Annotated in this window: 17 protein-coding genes; 10 read left to right on the plus strand and 7 right to left on the minus strand. The window is 61.2% G+C overall.

Features of this window, described 5'->3' with window-relative positions; all coding sequences use genetic code 11:
* The first annotated feature begins 122 nt into the window (after positions 1-122).
* The 4 genes from der (at position 123) to BM382_RS08395 (ending at position 4,211) form a co-directional block, all read left to right on the plus strand.
* Complete coding sequence (gene der, locus BM382_RS08380) at positions 123-1,595, plus strand: ribosome biogenesis GTPase Der (protein WP_011063203.1); 1,473 nt, start codon at positions 123-125, stop codon at positions 1,593-1,595.
* A 186-nt stretch (positions 1,596-1,781) separates the two neighbouring features.
* The gene (locus BM382_RS08385; RefSeq protein WP_072442609.1) at positions 1,782-2,930 is read left to right on the plus strand and encodes a pyridoxal phosphate-dependent aminotransferase; all 1,149 of its coding nucleotides are present in this window, start codon (positions 1,782-1,784) and stop codon (positions 2,928-2,930) included.
* Positions 2,918-3,709, plus strand: a complete 792-nt coding sequence (locus BM382_RS08390; RefSeq protein ID WP_011063201.1) for an amidohydrolase — start codon at positions 2,918-2,920, stop codon at positions 3,707-3,709. The genes BM382_RS08385 and BM382_RS08390 overlap by 13 nt, the downstream gene beginning before the upstream one ends.
* Before the next feature lie 94 nt (positions 3,710-3,803).
* Complete coding sequence (locus BM382_RS08395) at positions 3,804-4,211, plus strand: hypothetical protein (RefSeq protein ID WP_011063200.1); 408 nt, start codon at positions 3,804-3,806, stop codon at positions 4,209-4,211.
* A gap of 97 nt (positions 4,212-4,308) precedes the next feature.
* Here BM382_RS08395 and leuA read toward each other — a convergent pair whose 3' ends face one another.
* The 4 genes from leuA to BM382_RS08415 all read right to left on the minus strand — a co-directional run bounded on the left by leuA (position 4,309) and on the right by BM382_RS08415 (position 9,513).
* Positions 4,309-5,988, minus strand: coding sequence for a 2-isopropylmalate synthase (gene leuA, locus BM382_RS08400; protein WP_011063199.1), 1,680 nt, complete (start codon positions 5,986-5,988; stop codon positions 4,309-4,311).
* A gap of 376 nt (positions 5,989-6,364) precedes the next feature.
* A complete protein-coding gene (locus BM382_RS08405) occupies positions 6,365-7,186 on the minus strand; it encodes a M23 family metallopeptidase (protein WP_011063198.1) in 822 nt (273 codons plus the stop codon).
* A 3-nt stretch (positions 7,187-7,189) separates the two neighbouring features.
* Positions 7,190-8,569: an exodeoxyribonuclease VII large subunit gene (gene xseA, locus BM382_RS08410; protein WP_011063197.1), complete on the minus strand. Its 1,380-nt coding sequence runs from the start codon at positions 8,567-8,569 to the stop codon at positions 7,190-7,192.
* Between the two features lie 47 nt (positions 8,570-8,616).
* Positions 8,617-9,513 (minus strand): LysR family transcriptional regulator, encoded by an 897-nt coding sequence (locus BM382_RS08415; RefSeq protein ID WP_015636875.1) that lies wholly within the window; start codon positions 9,511-9,513, stop codon positions 8,617-8,619.
* 101 nt (positions 9,514-9,614) lie between these two features.
* Here BM382_RS08415 and BM382_RS08420 point away from each other — a divergent pair, with 101 nt between their 5' ends.
* The 6 genes from BM382_RS08420 (at position 9,615) to BM382_RS08445 (ending at position 15,463) form a co-directional block, all read left to right on the plus strand.
* A complete protein-coding gene (locus tag BM382_RS08420) occupies positions 9,615-10,385 on the plus strand; it encodes a sulfite exporter TauE/SafE family protein (protein WP_011063195.1) in 771 nt (256 codons plus the stop codon).
* Positions 10,386-10,517: 132 nt separating this feature from the next.
* Entirely contained in the window at positions 10,518-11,066 is a 549-nt protein-coding gene (locus BM382_RS08425) for a hypothetical protein (protein ID WP_011063194.1), read from the plus strand.
* A 116-nt stretch (positions 11,067-11,182) separates the two neighbouring features.
* On the plus strand, positions 11,183-12,652 hold the full coding sequence (guaB, locus tag BM382_RS08430) for an IMP dehydrogenase (RefSeq protein ID WP_015636874.1): 1,470 nt from the start codon (positions 11,183-11,185) through the stop codon (positions 12,650-12,652).
* A gap of 104 nt (positions 12,653-12,756) precedes the next feature.
* Positions 12,757-14,334 (plus strand): glutamine-hydrolyzing GMP synthase, encoded by a 1,578-nt coding sequence (gene guaA / locus BM382_RS08435; RefSeq protein WP_011063192.1) that lies wholly within the window; start codon positions 12,757-12,759, stop codon positions 14,332-14,334.
* A gap of 323 nt (positions 14,335-14,657) precedes the next feature.
* A complete protein-coding gene (locus BM382_RS08440; protein ID WP_041774463.1) occupies positions 14,658-14,936 on the plus strand; it encodes a hypothetical protein in 279 nt (92 codons plus the stop codon).
* Between the two features lie 5 nt (positions 14,937-14,941).
* Entirely contained in the window at positions 14,942-15,463 is a 522-nt protein-coding gene (locus BM382_RS08445; protein WP_011063190.1) for a helix-turn-helix transcriptional regulator, read from the plus strand.
* A 78-nt stretch (positions 15,464-15,541) separates the two neighbouring features.
* Here the strand turns inward: BM382_RS08445 and BM382_RS08450 are convergent, their stop codons facing one another.
* From BM382_RS08450 to treR, 3 genes are all read right to left on the minus strand, one after another.
* Positions 15,542-16,147 (minus strand): ADP-ribosyltransferase family protein, encoded by a 606-nt coding sequence (locus tag BM382_RS08450; RefSeq protein WP_011063189.1) that lies wholly within the window; start codon positions 16,145-16,147, stop codon positions 15,542-15,544.
* A gap of 140 nt (positions 16,148-16,287) precedes the next feature.
* Positions 16,288-17,007 carry a hypothetical protein gene (locus BM382_RS31570; protein WP_138641126.1) on the minus strand — a complete coding sequence of 240 codons (720 nt, stop codon included), beginning with the start codon at positions 17,005-17,007 and terminating at the stop codon, positions 16,288-16,290.
* 145 nt (positions 17,008-17,152) lie between these two features.
* Positions 17,153-17,857, minus strand: coding sequence for a trehalose operon repressor (treR, locus tag BM382_RS08460; RefSeq protein WP_011063188.1), 705 nt, complete (start codon positions 17,855-17,857; stop codon positions 17,153-17,155).
* Positions 17,858-18,028: the final 171 nt, after the last annotated feature.

Here is an 18,028-nt window from a genome sequence, read left to right on the forward strand (position 1 = left end):
GGACGAGCGCGGCGCCATGGAGTTAATCGCGAGCACGCTCGCTCCTACAGTGCTGCCCCGAGCACCAGCCGCTGCCTCGCAGCGGCTTTTGTATTTTCTGAATTAACGCAGTGGAGAGCCGCATGGTTCCCGTAATCGCCCTGGTGGGCCGACCTAACGTCGGCAAGTCCACCTTGTTCAACCGCCTGACTCGGACTCGCGACGCCATTGTCGGCGACCTGTCCGGTCTGACCCGTGATCGCCAATACGGTGAGGCCAAGTGGCAAGGGCGTACCTATATTCTGATCGACACCGGCGGTATCTCCGGTGACGAGCATGGCATGGATGAAAAGATGGCCGAGCAGTCGCTGCTGGCCATCGAAGAAGCTGATGTGGTGTTGTTCCTGGTGGACGCCAAGGCCGGGTTTACCGCGGCCGACCAGATGATCGGCGAGCACCTGCGCAAACGTAACAAGACTTCCTACGTGATCGCCAACAAGGTCGACAACATCGACCCGGACATGGCCCGCGCCGAGTTCGCGCCGCTGGGCATGGGCGATGCCATCCCGATCGCCGGTGCTCATGGCCGCGGTATCACCCAGATGCTGGAAATCGCCCTGAGCGAATTCCCCAAGGATGACGCTGACGAGCCGGAAGAAGGCGAGGAAGAGATCGTTGCCGAGGGTGAGGAAGCCAAGCGCATTCCGGGCCCGAGCGAGAAGGACGGGATCAAGATCGCCATCATCGGTCGTCCCAACGTCGGCAAGTCGACCCTGGTCAACCGCATGCTCGGTGAAGACCGGGTGATCGTCTATGACCAGCCCGGCACCACCCGCGACAGTATCTACATCCCGTTCGAGCGCAACGACGAGAAGTACACCCTGATCGACACCGCCGGTGTGCGCAAGCGCGGCAAGATCCACGAGGAAGTCGAAAAGTTCTCGGTGGTCAAGACGCTGCAGGCGATCAAGGACGCCAACGTGGTGATCTTCGTCATGGACGCCCGCGAAGGTGTGGTGGACCACGACCTGAACCTGCTGGGCTTTGCCCTGGAAGCCGGTCGGGCCCTGGTGATCGCCCTGAACAAGTGGGACGGCATGCAGCCGAGCGAGCGCGACTACGTGAAGACCGAGCTGCAACGCCGGCTGTTCTTCGTCGACTTCGCCGATATCCACTTCATCTCGGCGCTGCACGGTACCGGTGTGGGCAACCTCTACCAGTCGGTGCAGAACTCCTTCAAGTCGGCGGTAACCCGCTGGCCCACCAGCCGCCTGACGCAGATCCTCGAAGATGCCGTTGGCGAGCACGCGCCGCCCATGGTCAACAATCGCCGGATCAAACTGCGCTACGCCCACTTGGGTGGTGCCAACCCGCCGCTGATCGTGATCCATGGCAACCAGGTGGAGAAGGTGCCCAAGTCTTATGTGCGCTATCTGGAAAACACCTACCGTCGAGTCTTGAAGCTGGTAGGTACGCCGATCCGCATCGAGTTCAAGGGCGGCGAGAACCCGTACGAAGGCAACAAGAACACGCTGACCGACCGCCAGGTCAACAAGAAGCGTCGCTTGATGTCGCACCACAAGAAGGCCGACAAGAAGCGCCGCGACAAGCGCTGACCGGCTTAGGAGCCGGCTTGCCGGTGAAGCTCCGGACCTGCTTCAGAGCTTCGCTGGCAAGCCAGTTCCTACGGGATCTGTGTGGATAAGAGGGCGCCCCGGGCGCCCTTTTTCATGCCTGGCGTTTGGGCTATTCTCGGGGACCTCCGCGCCGCCGTAGTGCGGACTGCTCAGCAGGGAATCCTCATGATCATCAGTAAGTTGCCGAATGTCGGCACCACCATCTTCACGCAAATGTCCCAGCTCGCGGTGGAAACCGGAGCGCTCAACCTGTCCCAGGGCTTTCCTGATTTCGATGGCCCGCAAGCCCTGCGTGATGCACTTGGCTGGCATGCCGCCAATGGCCATAACCAGTACGCACCCATGACCGGCCTACCGGCACTGCGCCAGCAGGTCGCCGCGAAAATCGCCCGCAGCTATGGCGTCCAGGTCGATGCTGACGCTGAGGTGACCATCACCCCCGGTGCGACCCAGGCAATCTTCTGTGCCATCCAGGCGGTGATCCAGCGCGGTGACGAAGTCATTGTGTTCGACCCCAGTTACGACAGCTATGAGCCGTCGGTGGAGCTGGCCGGTGGGCGTTGTGTGCATGTGCCGTTGGCAGGGCAGGGCTTTGCCCTCGATTGGCAGAAACTCGGTGAAGCCCTGAGTCCGCGCACGCGGATGATCATCCTCAATTCGCCGCACAACCCCAGTGGTGCCTTGATCAGCCGCGCCGAGCTGGACCAGTTGGCCGCCCTGATCCGTGATCGCGATATCTATCTGGTCAGTGACGAGGTCTACGAACACCTGGTGTTCGATGGCGTACCCCATGTCAGTGTGCTGGCCCATGAGGAGCTGTATCAGCAGGCCTTCGTGGTCAGCTCGTTCGGCAAGACCTACCACGTGACCGGCTGGAAGACCGGTTATGTGGTTGCACCACCGGCCCTGAGCGCCGAGCTGCGCAAGGTGCATCAATATGTCAGCTTCTGCGGGGTCACGCCTTTGCAGTACGCTCTGGCGGACTTCATGGCCGACCATCCGGAACATGTCGAAGAGTTGCCGGCCTTTTACCAGGCCAAGCGTGATCTGTTCTGCGATCTGCTGAGCGCCTCGCGTTTCAGCTTCAACCGGGTGTCGGGTACCTATTTTCAATTGGTGGACTATTCGCAGATTCGTCCAGACTTGAATGATGTCGACATGGCGATATGGATGACCCGCGAACACGGCGTGGCGGCCATTCCGGTGTCGGTGTTCTATCAGCAGCCGCCCCAGGGGCAGCGCCTGGTGCGTCTGTGTTTTGCCAAGCGCGAGGAGACGTTGCGCCAAGCAGCGGAGAAACTATGCGTGATCTGAGTGCATTACCCGATCTGAATCTGGCCCTGATCCAGACCACCCTGGCCTGGCACGACCGCCAGGCCAACTTCGAGCATTTCGAGCAGTTGCTGGAGCAGGCCCGTGGTGCAGATCTGATCATCCTGCCGGAAATGTTTACCACCGGATTCTCCATGGAATCTGCGACTCTCGCGGAAGCGGAGAATGGCCCTACCAGCAAATGGCTACGTGGCCAGGCGAAAAAGCTGAATGCGGTGATCACCGGCAGCGTGATAATCCAGGCAGCGGATGGCAGCCATCGCAATCGCTTGCTGTGGGCGCGCCCTGACGGTGAGGTCTGGCACTACGATAAGCGCCACCTGTTTCGCATGGCCGGCGAGCACAATCACTACACGCCGGGGGAACGGCAGGTACAGTTCGAGCTCAAGGGTTGGCGTATTCGCCCGCTGATCTGCTACGACCTGCGGTTCCCGGTGTGGAGCCGGGACGCCCAGGACACCGACCTGCTGCTCTACACCGCCAATTGGCCGGGTGCCCGCCGCCTGCACTGGAATCGCCTGCTGCCAGCCCGGGCCATTGAAAACCTCTGCTACGTTGCGGCGGTGAACCGGGTGGGCACCGACGGCAAGGGCTTTGCCTATACCGGAGACAGCCAGGTTCTGGACTATCAGGGCGAAACCCTGCTCAGTGCCGGGGAGGCCGATGGCGTCTTCCAGGTGTGCCTGAACGCGGGTGAACTGGCGGCTTACCGTGCGCGTTTTCCGGCGAACCTCGACGCCGATACCTTCATGTTCACTTAGGATCGCTTCGGCACTGCACACTTTTTTACAGGTTGCGAATATCAAGCTTCGAGGGTGAAGGCCGATAGCAGGATCAGTTCAGGAGGAATCAACCATGACTACCATCACTGCCACCATCGTCAATCCTTACCCCCTGTCGGCACCCAAAACTGCTTCGACTGAAGCCGAAGGCAACAGCGCCAGCCCGCTGGCGCCGGTGGATGACAGCAAGGACGGTCAGGATAAGGAACTGCGGGTCAACTCTGGCGATGCCAATATCGATGCGGTAAAGGCCGGTGGTGATCCGGTCAAGGCGCTGCAGAAACAGATCGAGCAGACCCAGAAAACCCTGACCGAACAGCAGGCCCAATTGGCCAATGTGCAGAAGGGCCAGGCCAGCGACGAACAGAAAGCCCAGCAGGTGATGGAAGTCCAGGCGCAGATCGCCGTGACCAACAGCACCTTGCAGGTGCTGCAGGCGGCTTTGCTGCAAGCCATGTTCAGCGTTGATGTGCATGCCTGAAACAGTCGTTGCTGACATTTAGCTGGTGTTATCTGTTCCGGCATAAAAAAGGCCCCGGGGAGTCGAACTCCTCGGGGCCTTTCGCTTTTGGCAGCCTTTAGGCTGCCTTGGCCTGCTGCTCGCTCAAGGAGCGGTTCAGCGCACTGAACAGCGCCTTGAAGCTGGCGGTGGTGATGTTTTCGTCGATACCGACGCCGTGCACGGCACGCTCACCGTTGACCCGCAGTTCGATGTAGGCCGCCGCCTTGGCGTTGGTGCCGGCGCCGATGGCGTGCTCGTTGTAGTCCATGATCTCCACCGGAACCGGCAGCCCGGCCACCAGCGCTTCCAGGGCACCGTTGCCCTTGCCGCGCCAGCTGAGGTTGGTCTCGCCCTGGCCCTTGCTCGAGACTTCCACTTCCACGGCGCTGTGCCCGTTCTCTTCCTGCAAGCGATGGCTGACCAGCGCGTAGGGGGTGTTGGCCTGCAAGTACTCGCTGTGCAACAGCGCGTGGATCTGCTGGGCGGTCATTTCCAGGCCCAGGCGGTCGGTTTCCCGCTGCACCACCTGGCTGAACTCGATCTGCATGCGGCGTGGCAAGCTGATGCCGTATTCCTGCTCGAGCAGGTAGGCGATACCACCCTTGCCCGACTGGCTGTTGACGCGGATCACCGCCTCGTAGCTGCGACCGATATCGGCCGGGTCGATCGGCAAGTACGGCACCTCCCACAAGCCATCGGCTTTCTGCTGGGCGAAGCCCTTGCGGATCGCGTCCTGGTGCGAGCCGGAGAACGCGGTGTGGACCAAGTCGCCGACATAAGGGTGACGCGGGTGCACGGCAATCTGGTTGCACTCTTCCACGACTTTGCGCACGCCGTCGATGTCGGAGAAATCCAGTTCAGGGTTCACACCCTGGGTGTAGAGGTTCAAGGCCACAGTGACCAGGTCGACGTTACCGGTACGCTCGCCGTTGCCGAACAGGCAGCCTTCGACACGGTCGGCGCCGGCCATCAGGCCCAGCTCGGTGGCGGCCACGCCCGTACCGCGGTCGTTGTGGGTGTGCAGGCTGATGAGCACGCTGTCACGACGGTTGATGTTGCGGCAGAACCACTCGATCTGGTCGGCGTAGATGTTCGGTGTGGCGACTTCAACGGTGGCCGGCAGGTTGAGGATCACCTTGTTGCTTGGCGTGGCGTTCCAGACTTCCACCACGGCGTCGCAGACTTCCTTGGCGAACTCCAGCTCGGTGGCGCTGAAGGTCTCTGGCGAGTACTCGAACTGCCACTGGGTTTCCGGTTGCTGGGCGGCGTATTTGACGAACAGCTTGGCCGCATTCACCGCGATCTCTTTCACACCGGCCTTGTCCTGGTTGAAGACAATGCGGCGGAACGAAGGGCTGGTGGCGTTGTACAGGTGGACGATGGCCTTTTTCGCACCACGCAAGGACTCGAAGGTGCGGGCGATCAAGTCTTCACGGGCCTGGGTCAATACCTGGATGGTGGTGTCGTCCGGAATGTGGCCGCCTTCGATCAGGGTGCGCACGAAGTCGAAGTCGGTTTGCGAAGCGGCCGGGAAAGAAGCTTCGATTTCCTTCACACCCACAGCTACCAGGGTCTTCCAGAAGCGCAGCTTCTTGACGGCATCCATCGGTTCGATCAACGACTGGTTGCCATCACGCAGGTCCGAACTGCACCAGATCGGCGCGCTGGTGATGGTTTTCGACGGCCAGGTACGGTCCGGCAAGTTGATGGTCGGGAACGCGCGGTACTTGGAGGATGGGTCTTTGAGCATGGTCATGGAGAAATCCTTATTGTCCGGGCCGAAAAGAGGCGGCCTGCCGGTGAGTCAAGAGTGAGGTTGACGCAAGGGGGTGAGGCACCGCGATTCAGCCTGGCAGTCGTGCGCTGACGAGGCAGAGGCTCCGGTGTTGACGACGCTGAATGAGGGTGTGAGAGGTTTTCATGTGCTCAACCCTAACCACTGGGGTGAGAGATGGCAAGCAGTCGAAAAAAATTGAGAGGAATACTCGAAAACAAAGCTATATCGAGATTTTATGCTGGGTATTCTTTGAAAGAATACTAGCGATTGCGCAGTCGAGTAGGGCCGCGCAATCCCTGTGGGCGTCGGCTCGCCGCTGAATCAATGCCTGATGCAGGCAAGCGGCGCTGCGCGATCAGGGCTGGAAGGCCCCGATAAAGATGGCCGGATCGACACGCGCATCATTCAGGCTGACGTTCCAGTGCATATGCGGCCCGGTGGCGCGGCCGGTCGCCCCCACCTTGCCCACCACGGCGCCACGGGCCAGGGACTGGCCGATCTTCACGTCGATTTTCGACATGTGGCAGAACATGCTGATGAAGCCCTGGCCGTGGTCGACGAACACGGTGTTGCCGTTGAAGAAGTAGTTGCCGATCAGGATCACTTTGCCCGCCGCCGGGGTCTTGATCGGTGTGCCTGCCGGCACCGCGAAGTCCAGGCCCGCGTGAGGGTTGCGCTCTTCACCGTTGAAGAAACGGCGTACGCCGAACTTGCTCGACAGGGGGCCATTCACCGGCTTGTCCAGCAGCAGGTTGCTTGGGGTGTTGGGGCTGAAGCTGCGGTAGGCGCGGATCTGTTCCGCCAACTCGCCGTCGATGCGCTTGAGGTCCGCCGGGTTCGGATTGACCTGGCGCTGGTTCTTCAGGGTGATGTGCTGCTCCGGGTATTTCTTGTTGCCGACCACGAAGTTCAGGCTGCGCCCGCCGGTGCTTACTTGTTGAGTGCCGGGCTTGACCGTCAGCGGGATGCCGACAATCGCCAGCCAGTTGTTCTGCTCCTTCACCACCAGCACCGGCTTGCCCTGGTAGCTGGCCTTGGGCGCCTGGGCGGCGCTGCCCAGGTCGACCACCGCTACGCCACCGGGTACGGGTTTGTTCAGCAGGCGGGTGATGTAGCTGTCGGCGTGAGCATTGAAGGCCAGGCACAGCAACAGCAGGGAGCAGAGAAAACGCGGCATGGATCAATCCAGTAGAGAAAGGGTGACGGGCGTCAGGTGGTTGTCTTCGACGCGTACTTGCAGCTCGCCTTCGCCCAGGCGGGCACTGAGGCGCTGGCCTGGGCGGGTCTGGCCGGCACTGCGAATGGCCTGCCCGCGATCGTCCAGCAGGATGCTGTAACCGCGCCCCAGGGTGGCCAGGGGGCTGACCACATGCAGGGTCTGCATCTGGCTGTGCAATTGCAGGCGGCGGCCCTTGAGGCCTTCGCGCATGGCCCGGGGCAGGCGTTCGGCCAGGCTGTCCAGACGCTGGCGCAGCAGTGCCAGTTGCCGCCCTGGATGCTGGGCTCCGAGGCGGGTTTCCAGGCGGATCAAGCGTTCGCGACGGGTATTGAGGCTGCGCTCGAAGGCGCGGCGCAGGCGCATGTCCAGGTCGTCCAGGCGCTGTGCCTGCTGGCGCAGGCGTTCGCCGGGATGGCGCAGGCGTCGGGCCAGGCCGTCCAGGCGCAGCCGGTCGCGCACCAGCCGGTCGCGCATGCGCATCACCAGGCGTCGATGCAGGTTGTCGACCCGGCGTTGCAGGTCACTGGAATCGGGGGCCAGCAGTTCGGCTGCTGCGGAAGGCGTGGGCGCGCGAACGTCGGCCACGAAATCACTGATGGAGACGTCGGTTTCATGACCGACGGCGCTGACGATCGGTGTCACGCAGGCATCCACCGCACGGGCCACGGCTTCTTCGTTGAAGCACCAGAGGTCCTCCAGGGAGCCGCCGCCACGGGCCAGGATCAGCGCGTCGAAGCCCCGGGCGTCGGCCAGCTGCAGGGCCCGGACGATCTGCGCCGTAGCCTCGCGGCCCTGCACGGCGGTAGGGATCAGGGTCAGCACAACCTGCGGTGCGCGGCGCCGGAACACACTGATGATGTCGCGGATCACCGCGCCGGTGGGCGAACTGATGATGCCGATGCGTTGCGGATGGGCCGGTAGTGGCACTTTGCGTTCGGCGCTGAACAGACCTTCGGCGCTCAGCTTGTCTTTCAGGGCATCGAAAGCCAGGCGCAGGGCGCCATCACCGGCCGGTTCCACGGTGTCGAGAATCAGCTGGTAGTCACCGCGCCCTTCGAACAGCGAGACCTTGCCCCGCACCTTGACCGCCAGGCCGTCCTTCAGCGCCTGGCGGACCCGCGCGGCGTTCTGCCGGAACAGTGCGCAGCGCACCTGGGCGCCGCTGTCCTTGAGGGTGAAGTACACATGGCCGGAGGCCGGGCGGGCGAGGTTGGAGATCTCGCCCTCCACCCAGATATTGCTGAACACGTCCTCGAGCAGCACTCGGGCGCGGCCGTTGAGCTGGGTGACGGTGAGGACCTCGCGGTCCAGGCCGAGTCGTGCGAAGGGATCTTTAATCATGGGGCGCAGTTTAAAGGCCTGTCTCTGAATGGAACAACGCAAATCAACTACAAGTGATTGCGAAAATGTTCGACGAATTGCGCCACCAGGGGCGTCGGCTCCTGTCGGTAGGCGAGGGCCACGGTGCTCTGGCAATCGGCATCCGCCAGCGGCAGGAAGCGGATGCTGGCCGGGGCGATGTCCTGCATCGACTCGGGCAGCAGGGCGATGCCGAAGCCGGCCTGGATCAGTTGCAATTGGGTGGTCTTGCGCGACATCACCCGCGCCGCCCTGGGAAAGAAGCCCTGGCGCATGCACAGCTCGGCCGAGAGGTAACTCAAGCCGCCCCGCTGGGGGTGGGGGATGGAGATGAAGGCTTCCTCGCGAAGCTGGGCCAGGTCGACGCCCCCGGCCGGAGGGTCCAGCGCCAGTGGGTGCTGAGGTGGCACTGCCAGCAGCAAGGGTTCGGCGAACAGGGGCGTGATCTGTACACCTGCCCGTTGACGTAACACCGGCAGGCGCAACAGGCCGATATCCAGGTGCCCCTGCGCCAACTCTTCCAGTTGCGCCTCGGAAGACAGCTTGGCGATGTCCATCGAGGCTCCAGGGCAATGCTGCAAGTAGCTGCCGATGCCCTGGAGTAGCCGGCCGCTCATGGGCACGGTGCTGGAGTGGCTCAGGCGCAAGGTGCCCAATTGCCCCATGCCTACCTGAGTGGCCAGTTCGCTGGCCTTGTGCAATTCACTCAGCAGGTTGCGTGCCTTGGGGAAAAACGCTTCACCGGCCGCCGTCAGCCGCGGCAGGCGCGCGGTGCGCTCGAACAGTGGGGTCTGCAATTGGTTTTCCAGCTCCTTGATCTGCCGGCTGAGGGCTGACTGGGCGACGAACAGGCGCTCGGCGGCGGCGCTGAAGCTGCCGCATTCGGCGATTTCCACGAAATAGCGCAGTTGGCGGGTCGAAATCACGAGGTATGCCTTTTTGCGATGAGTTGGCGACTTCGACGATATTAGTCGCAAGGCTCACTGCTGGCTAAAGTCACTGCGTATTCAACTGGGAAGTCGCAGCGATGAGCGTGGTAATCGAGGGTTTGAACCAGTGGTCTTTCGGCCCGGGCAGTTGGTTGGTGATCGGCCTGGGTATCGCGCTGGCGTACATAGTGTTCGGCATTGCCGGGTTCGGTACGGCGCTGGTGGCAGGGCCGGTGCTGATCCTGTTCATGCCGCTGTCGAAGATCGTGCCGCTGCTGGTGCTCCTGGATTTTGTCGCAGCCTTTGGCAACCTTCTGCCCTCGCGCAAGGATGTGGCCAGGCCGGAGTTGCTGCGCCTGTTGCCCTGCATGGCAGTAGGTTGCACCTTGGGGGTGATCTTCCTGCTCAACCTCAAATCCGATCTGTTGCTGCTATTGATGGGGCTGTTCATCAGTGCTTATGCCATCTACAGCCTGTGGGTGAAGGCGCGTCCGACCCAACTGGCGGCCGGCTGGGCGGTGCCGATGGGGATTGTCGGTGGGCTGTTTGGCGCCCTCTTCGGCAGTGGCGGCTTTCTATATGCCATCTACCTGAACAGCCGCCTGCCCAAGGACCCGGCGCGGGCGACCCAGAGCGCGCTGATCAGTTGCAGCACCGTGGTGCGCCTGAGCCTGTTCGCCCTGGCCGGGGTCTATGCCGAGTTGCCGCTGCTGCTATTGGCGCTATGCCTGTTGCCGGCGATGGCCTTGGGGTTGTGGATTGGCCGCCGGCTGACGATGAAACTGTCCCGGGAGGCTTTTGTACGCCTGGTGACCTGGCTGGTGCTGGCCAGTGGCGTTGCCTTGATCGGCCGTTACCTGAGCACTTGACCTGCTGGGGCCAGGGATTAAGCTGCGGGCCTTTGAATTCGTTCGCCGGCAGGCCGGCTCCTACAATTGATGACAGGAGCCGGCTTGCCGGCGAAAGCGTGAGTACCGTCCCCGCATGTTCCAGGCTTATCCATGAACTCCCAAAGCATCCTCGTCCCGAAAATTTCCACCCTGCCGGTGCACGAGCCCCGGGCCCGGGCGATCGTGCGCTGGCTGGTGCGCAAGAACATCGTCGAGGAAAGCCTCAGCACCTGCGGGCGCACGGGCAATCGCATGGGGCACGCCATTGCCGCCGGGGCACGGGAGGTGGTGCTGCGGCCAGAGGCGCTGCCCTTCGGCGAGCCGATCAATGGCCTGGAAATCATCACCAAGCGCTGCATCTATACCCCGGCCAAGGGCTTTCTCGAGGAAGCGGGCTGTGCCGAGTGCCGGCAGGAAATCGGTGAGGCGCTGTTCGAAAGCCTGGAAGACTGGATGCCAGGGCGTACCGACAACTTCACCTGCCCCGAATGCGGCCATGAAGATGACATCAACGGCTTTCTGTTTCTTCAGGAATGCGGTTTTTCCAACTTGGGCTTTATCTTCAACAACTGGGCCGAAGCGGGTTTTAAACAGAGCTTTATCGACGAGTTCGCCGACTGGCTGGATCAGCCGATAAGTTGGGTCAAGGTCGAGTTGTAGCGCGCGGATATCTCCATCTATCACTCCAGTGATATTAGCCAGAGTTTTACATTGAGCCCGGGTAGCTGTCTGAGTATAATGGCGCGCTTCCATTTTCCCGCCCGGGAGCCCCCGCGATGCTGCGTATCAGCCAAGAAGCCCTCACCTTCGACGACATTCTCCTAGTGCCCGGTTATTCCGAAGTACTGCCTAATGAAGTCAGTCTTAAGACCCGTTTGACCCGTGGCATCGAGCTGAATATTCCACTGGTTTCCGCCGCCATGGACACCGTCACTGAAGCCCGTCTGGCAATCGCCATGGCTCAGGAAGGCGGCATCGGCATCATCCACAAGAACATGACCATCGAGCAGCAGGCTGCCGAAGTGCGCAAGGTCAAGCGTTTCGAAGCCGGTGTGGTCAAGGACCCGATCACCATCGAGGCCGACGCCACCGTGCGTGACCTGCTCGAACTGACCAGCATGCATAACATCTCCGGTGTGCCGGTACTGCACAACGGCGACCTGGTGGGCATCGTGACTTCCCGTGACGTGCGTTTCGAAAGCCGTCTGGAAGTCAGCGTCCGTGAAGTGATGACGCCTAAAGAGCGCCTGGTCACGGTCAAGGAAGGCGCCGACAAGACCGCCGTCCGCGAGCTGCTGCACAAGCACCGCATCGAGCGTGTACTGATCGTCGACGACGCCTTCGCTCTCAAGGGCATGATGACCGTCAACGATATCGAGAAAGCCAAGGCTTACCCGCTGGCCAGCAAGGACGACCAGGGTCGCCTGCGCGTCGGCGCTGCGGTCGGTACTGGCAAGGACACTGGCGATCGCGTTGCTGCGCTGGTCAATGCCGGTGTCGACGTGGTGGTGGTGGACACCGCCCACGGTCACTCCAAAGGCGTGATCGACCGCGTTCGCTGGGTCAAGGAGAACTTCCCGCAAGTGCAGGTGATCGGCGGCAACATCGCCACTGGCGCTGCCGCCAAGGCCCTGGCCGAAGCTGGCGCCGACGCAGTCAAGGTCGGTATCGGCCCTGGCTCGATCTGCACCACCCGTATCGTTGCCGGTGTTGGCGTGCCGCAAATCAGCGCCATCGCCAATGTTGCAGCGGCGCTGGTCGGCACGGGCGTGCCGCTGATCGCCGACGGCGGTATCCGGTTCTCCGGTGACCTGTCCAAGGCCATCGTCGCCGGTGCTTCCTGCGTGATGATGGGTTCGATGTTCGCCGGTACCGAAGAGGCTCCAGGCGAGATCGAGCTGTTCCAGGGCCGCTCCTACAAGGCTTACCGTGGCATGGGTTCCCTGGGCGCCATGTCCCAGGCCCAGGGCTCTTCCGACCGCTACTTCCAGGACTCCTCCGCGGGTGCCGAGAAGCTGGTGCCGGAAGGTATCGAAGGTCGCGTGCCGTACAAGGGCACCCTGACCGCGATCATCCATCAGCTGATGGGCGGCCTGCGTTCTTCCATGGGCTACACCGGTAGCGCCAACATCGAAGAAATGCGCACCAAGCCGGAGTTTGTCCGCATCACCGGTGCCGGCATGGCTGAATCCCACGTCCACGACGTGCAGATCACCAAGGAAGCGCCAAACTATCGCGTAGGTTGATAGTGATCGCCTCCAGGCCAAGGCCCGGAGGCGATTGACGAATTTAGTAACCGGGGCTGTGTTTTTCAGCCCCGTGTCGTTTCTGAAATTAGACGAGACTGACCATGGCCCTCGACATTCACGCTCACCGTATCCTGATCCTCGACTTCGGTTCCCAGTACACCCAACTGATCGCCCGCCGTGTGCGCGAGATCGGGGTCTACTGCGAACTGCATCCGTTCGACATGGACGACGAAGCGATCCGCGAATTCGCTCCCAAAGGCGTCATCCTCGCCGGCGGCCCCGAATCCGTGCACGAAGCCAACAGCCCTCGCTGCCCGCAGGCGGTGTTTGACCTGGGCGTCCCGGTCTTCGGCATCTGCTACGGCATGCAGACCATGGCCGAGCAGTTGGGCGGCAAGGTCGAAGGTTCCGAGCTGCGTGAGTTCGGCTATGCCCGGGTTGATGTGGTCGGCAAGAGCCGCCTGCTGGACGGCATCGAAGACCACGTCGACGCCGACGGCCTGTTCGGCCTAGATGTCTGGATGAGCCACGGTGACAAGGTCACCAAGATGCCGGAAGACTTCCACATCCTGGCCAGCACCCCGAGCTGCCCGATTGCCGGCATGTTCAACGACGACCTGCGCTACTACGGCGTGCAGTTCCACCCGGAAGTGACCCACACCAAGCAGGGCGGTCGCATCCTGTCGCGCTTCATCCTCGACATCTGCGGCTGTGAAGCGCTGTGGACCCCGTCGAAGATCGCCGAGGACGCCATTGCCCAGATCCGTGCCCAGGTTGGCACCGACAACGTCCTGCTGGGCCTGTCCGGCGGCGTCGACTCCTCGGTGGTCGCGGCCCTGCTGCACAAGGCCATCGGCGACCAGCTGACCTGCGTCTTCGTCGACAACGGCCTGCTGCGCCTGCACGAAGGCGAGCAAGTAATGGCCATGTTCGCCGAGAACATGGGCGTCAAGGTGATCCGCGCCAACGCCGAGGAGCAGTTCCTCAATAACCTGGCCGGCGAAGCCGACCCGGAGAAGAAGCGCAAGATCATCGGCCGTACCTTCATCGACGTGTTCGATGCCGAATCCTGCAAGCTGGAAAACATCAAGTACCTGGCCCAGGGCACCATCTACCCGGACGTGATCGAGTCGGCTGGCGCGAAAAGCGGCAAGGCCCACGTGATCAAGTCGCACCACAACGTGGGCGGCCTGCCGGAGGAAATGAACCTCAAGCTGGTCGAGCCACTGCGCGAGCTGTTCAAGGACGAAGTCCGTCGTCTGGGCCTGGAACTGGGCCTGCCGTACGATATGGTCTACCGTCACCCGTTCCCGGGCCCGGGCCTGGGCGTGCGCATTCTCGGTGAAGTGAAGAAGGAATACGCCGACCTGCTGCGTCGCGCCGACCACATCTTCATCGAAGAGCTGCGCAAGGCCGACTGGTACCACAAGGTCAGCCAGGCATTCGTGGTGTTCCAGCCGGTGAAATCCGTGGGCGTGGTAGGTGATGGCCGTCGTTACGCCTGGGTCGTGGCCCTGCGCGCCGTGGAAACCATCGACTTCATGACCGCACGTTGGGCGCACCTGCCTTACGAACTGCTGGAAACCGTCAGCGGCCGGATCATCAACGAGATCGAAGGCATCTCCCGCGTCACCTACGACGTGTCGAGCAAACCGCCGGCCACGATTGAGTGGGAATGATCGGGGCCGAGTGATCGGCGCTTGATCCATTCGCTTTAGCCAATGGCGATCGGGACCTTCGGGTGTCGATCGCCATTGTCGTTTCTGGAGGATTGCCTGCGGTACACATCGGCATTTGTGTTGCAGGACCTTTGGAAGCGGCGCTTTTTCGCCTTCCGGCAATATCACGTAAGACATGCTCGGCCCCTTGTCCTGGGCTTCTCTCTACCCTTGGATCTCCCCCCGCCTGTTTTTGCTGCGGCTTGTTCGCGGCGGGGTTTGATCGGAGGGTACAAGGTTGTCGGTTGACAACCTTGTGTGACTGGCGATACTGGAGGCTATGGATGGCTCGTGCAACTCATCCCAAGAAGGACATTGAAATGGCCCTGCGCTACGCCGAATGGCAGGGCTGGCGCATCGAGGTCGGCGGTGGTCATGCCTGGGGGCGGATCTACTGCCCGTACAACAACGAAGTGTGTCGCTGTGGCGAGTTCTCCATCACCAGCGTATGGCGCACGCCGAAGAACCCGACCCAGCACGCCCGGGCGTTATGCCGGGTGATCGATAACTGCACCCTGAACCAGCTGCGTGGAGCCAAGTCGCCGGCAGCCCGCAAGGAGTAAGCACCATGGAATACCTGTTCACCCTCAACTACCTGCTGCCGCTGGAGGGCTGTGATCCGCTGCAACTGGTGGAGCGCCTCGGTGCGGCGGGTTGCACCGACGTCTTGGTGGGCACCGGCCTGGCCGGGCGCCTGGCCCTGGAGTTCAGTCGCGAGGCCGAGAGTGCCGAAGCGGCGCTGCTCAGTGCCCTGGGGGATATCAAGCGGATCATTCCCGAAGCGCGGCTGGTGGAGGCCAGCCCGGATTTTGTCGGCCTCAGCGAGATCGCCGAGATCGTCGGCGTGTCCCGGCAGAACATGCGCAAGCTGATGCTCGGCCATGCCGACAGCTTTCCCCTGGCGATCCATGAAGGCAGCGCTTCGCTGTGGCACTTGGCGGAGGTCCTGAGCTGGCTGGACAGCAAGGGCGGCTACGCCCTCAAGCACCCGGTGATCGAGGTGGCGCGGGTGGCGCAGCAGGTGAACACCGCCAAGGAGTCGCAGCGCATCGGCCCCCTCAGCGGTGAACTGGTGGCCTTGCTGGGCTGATGGGGTATTCGCCTGGCAACCTAGCTCCGATACGGTCTACGCGTGGTTAGGTGCCAGGTTGCCTTGGCGATCATGAAGTCAGACGCTGATCTGGAGGAGGCTGTCAGGTTCAATATAGGGTGGGTTCTCGACGACCTTGAGCTTTATAAGCCGCAGGTCACTGCGTCCTGAAGCGTATTCCTTGGCTTGCTCCACGCTCAGGGCTTGCGGATCGGAAGTCATTCGGAACTTAGTTCCACAGCCAAGCAGGTATTCACCTTCCTTGATTCCAGAAATGAAATCGATAGGCGCGAATGCCATGCCAGGCGGGCACTCTATTTCAAGGATCAGCGGTGCGCCTGATAGCGGGATGAATTTCCCCAGCTCGTTGATATCGCTCGTAGTCGACATGAAGGCTTGATAGGTGAAGGTTCCTTCAAGGGCTTGAAGTAATGGAACGGAAAACTCCGCCTCTGATGTCATTCGAAACAAGGTGATGGTGTCTGTTGGCGTAGCGCCTATGAGCTTCTTGAGATGCGGTAGGTCGCTAAAAAATCTTTCCAGAGGCAGGCCGGCCTTTAAGCGACCGTTGAGCTCAAAGGCATAGTCGTCCTCAGCGGTCTTGTAGCTTTTGCATACCCGCAGAATATCTACACCGTGGGGAAGAGTGTCCAGATGCGCCTTGAAGGCTTGGTGGTGGTTCATGAAGGTCCTTGTTGGCAGCTTGCAAGATGATTAAGCGACGCATCTGTGTGCGGACGAAGGCTATCTATTGGGTGCAAACTGCCGAGTCGGTGATTTTCAGGAGACAGTGTATCGAAACGGGATTCCGTGAAGCACCACCCTTATGGTGTCAAACCCGCTTGTCCGCTATTCGGGGCTGCTGTGCCGCGGGTGCGGCTGCACTGCCAGATAAACACAGAGCCTACGGTGGTGGAGCCTATTTTCGATTGTGAATGCGCAATGAGTTCGGTTTTCAATCTGCCATTGAATCCGTTGAACGTCGTTTGCGGCACTCTATCGCCGGCCTGCGGAAAGCTTACCGCCCATTCGTTGGAAGGAAGAAAGCCACGGGGATTGCTCAAGTCGCGGGAGAACAGGCGGGCAAAGGCTTGCCGGCGGCCTTCTCGATCAGGCGCATTGGGATGTTGGGTATCGAACAATGTGCTGATAGTGCTGCTTTCACCACCCACGATGAGGAATCTGGCTCTCAGTCCGTTTGTGCTGATAAATGCCAGGCGCATAGCATCCTGGAAGATATTCTGTCGGACTTGATGCATATCGACAGCCGAACTCGGCCATTTGAGTTCAATGGCGCCGTACCAGATAACTGTATTAAGCGAACGTCCCAGAAGGGCCAGATCTACCCGTTTTTTTGTGTTTCCCCAGTCGGGTGGTAGCTGGCTGGTTGCCGGAAGAAATTGACCTTGTGCGTTTATGATCTGGGCCGTGACGGACCGGGCGGAGTCTTCACCGGATAAGTTGTTGAGATTCTGAGCGGTTTGAAGTTGGTGCCACCCAGAAAGGCCTGAGGCAATTTTTGTAGCCAGTAAAGGTCGGTTCATCGCTGCTCCATGCAATGTGTAAGTAATCGAGTCAGCAAGCTCCCATGTGGTGATCTACAGAGGCCGGCAATTTACTGACATGGATAAGGTGTCCTGCAACCAGTGCCACTGATAGACGTATGCGTCCTCGGAGATGGTTGCTGAATCAGCGCCGCGCCACGTCGGAGAAGTAGAACTTGTCCAGGGTGTGCCGTGATTCGGTGTACTCGAACTGGCGCCCGTCCTGGAGAAAGGTCTGGTTGCTCACCACGATCACGTGGCTCTGGCCGTCCAGGTCGAGCAACTGCTGGTCGTCCTTGCTCCGCGGGCTGGCCTCGATGGTGCGTTGGGCGTAGCTGATGCTCAATTGCAGGGTTTGTTCGATGTAGGCATAGATCGACTGCTCGGCGATCTGCCGGTCCAGCCCTGGAATCAGATCGGCGACAAAGTGGTTGATGTCGAGAATCACCCGTTTGCCGTCAATGCGCCTGACCCGCTTGATCCGGGTGATCAGGCTGCCTTCTTCGGCTTGCAGATGGGCCCGCAGCGGGCCTTCGAGAGGAAACTGGCTGAACTCCACCACCTCGGTGCTGACGTCATCCCCCAGGCCTGGATAGGTTTCCTGGAAGCTGACGATGCCGCCCAGTTGGAACTCGATGGGATTGGGCGAGAGCACGAAGGTGCCCTTGCCGTGGATCTTCTGCGCGAAGCCGCGCTCCTGCAGCAGTTCGATGGCCTTGCGCACGGTGCCGCGGCTGGCCTGGTAGCTGTCCATCAGTTCGCTTTCCGAAGGCAGGCGGGCGCCACGCTCCAGACGTTCGGTGGTGATGCTGGCAAGCAGATCGCTGTAGATCTGGTTGTATTTGCTCATGGGATGGCTCTGTGCCGCGCTGTGCTCAAGGTAGGCACCTTAAGGGCTGCGCGGGGTATTTGTCCATGTACCTAGCAGGCCGGAGTCGGCTCGGAAAAGCACATTTCGAGCGTTGGCTCGAAGAAAAATCCAAACTCGTCTGTACGAGTTGTTGATTTAACTCGTACAGAC

Origin of the sequence: Pseudomonas sp. NFPP25, assembly GCF_900116505.1 — a bacterium.
Classification (GTDB): domain Bacteria; phylum Pseudomonadota; class Gammaproteobacteria; order Pseudomonadales; family Pseudomonadaceae; genus Aquipseudomonas; species Aquipseudomonas protegens.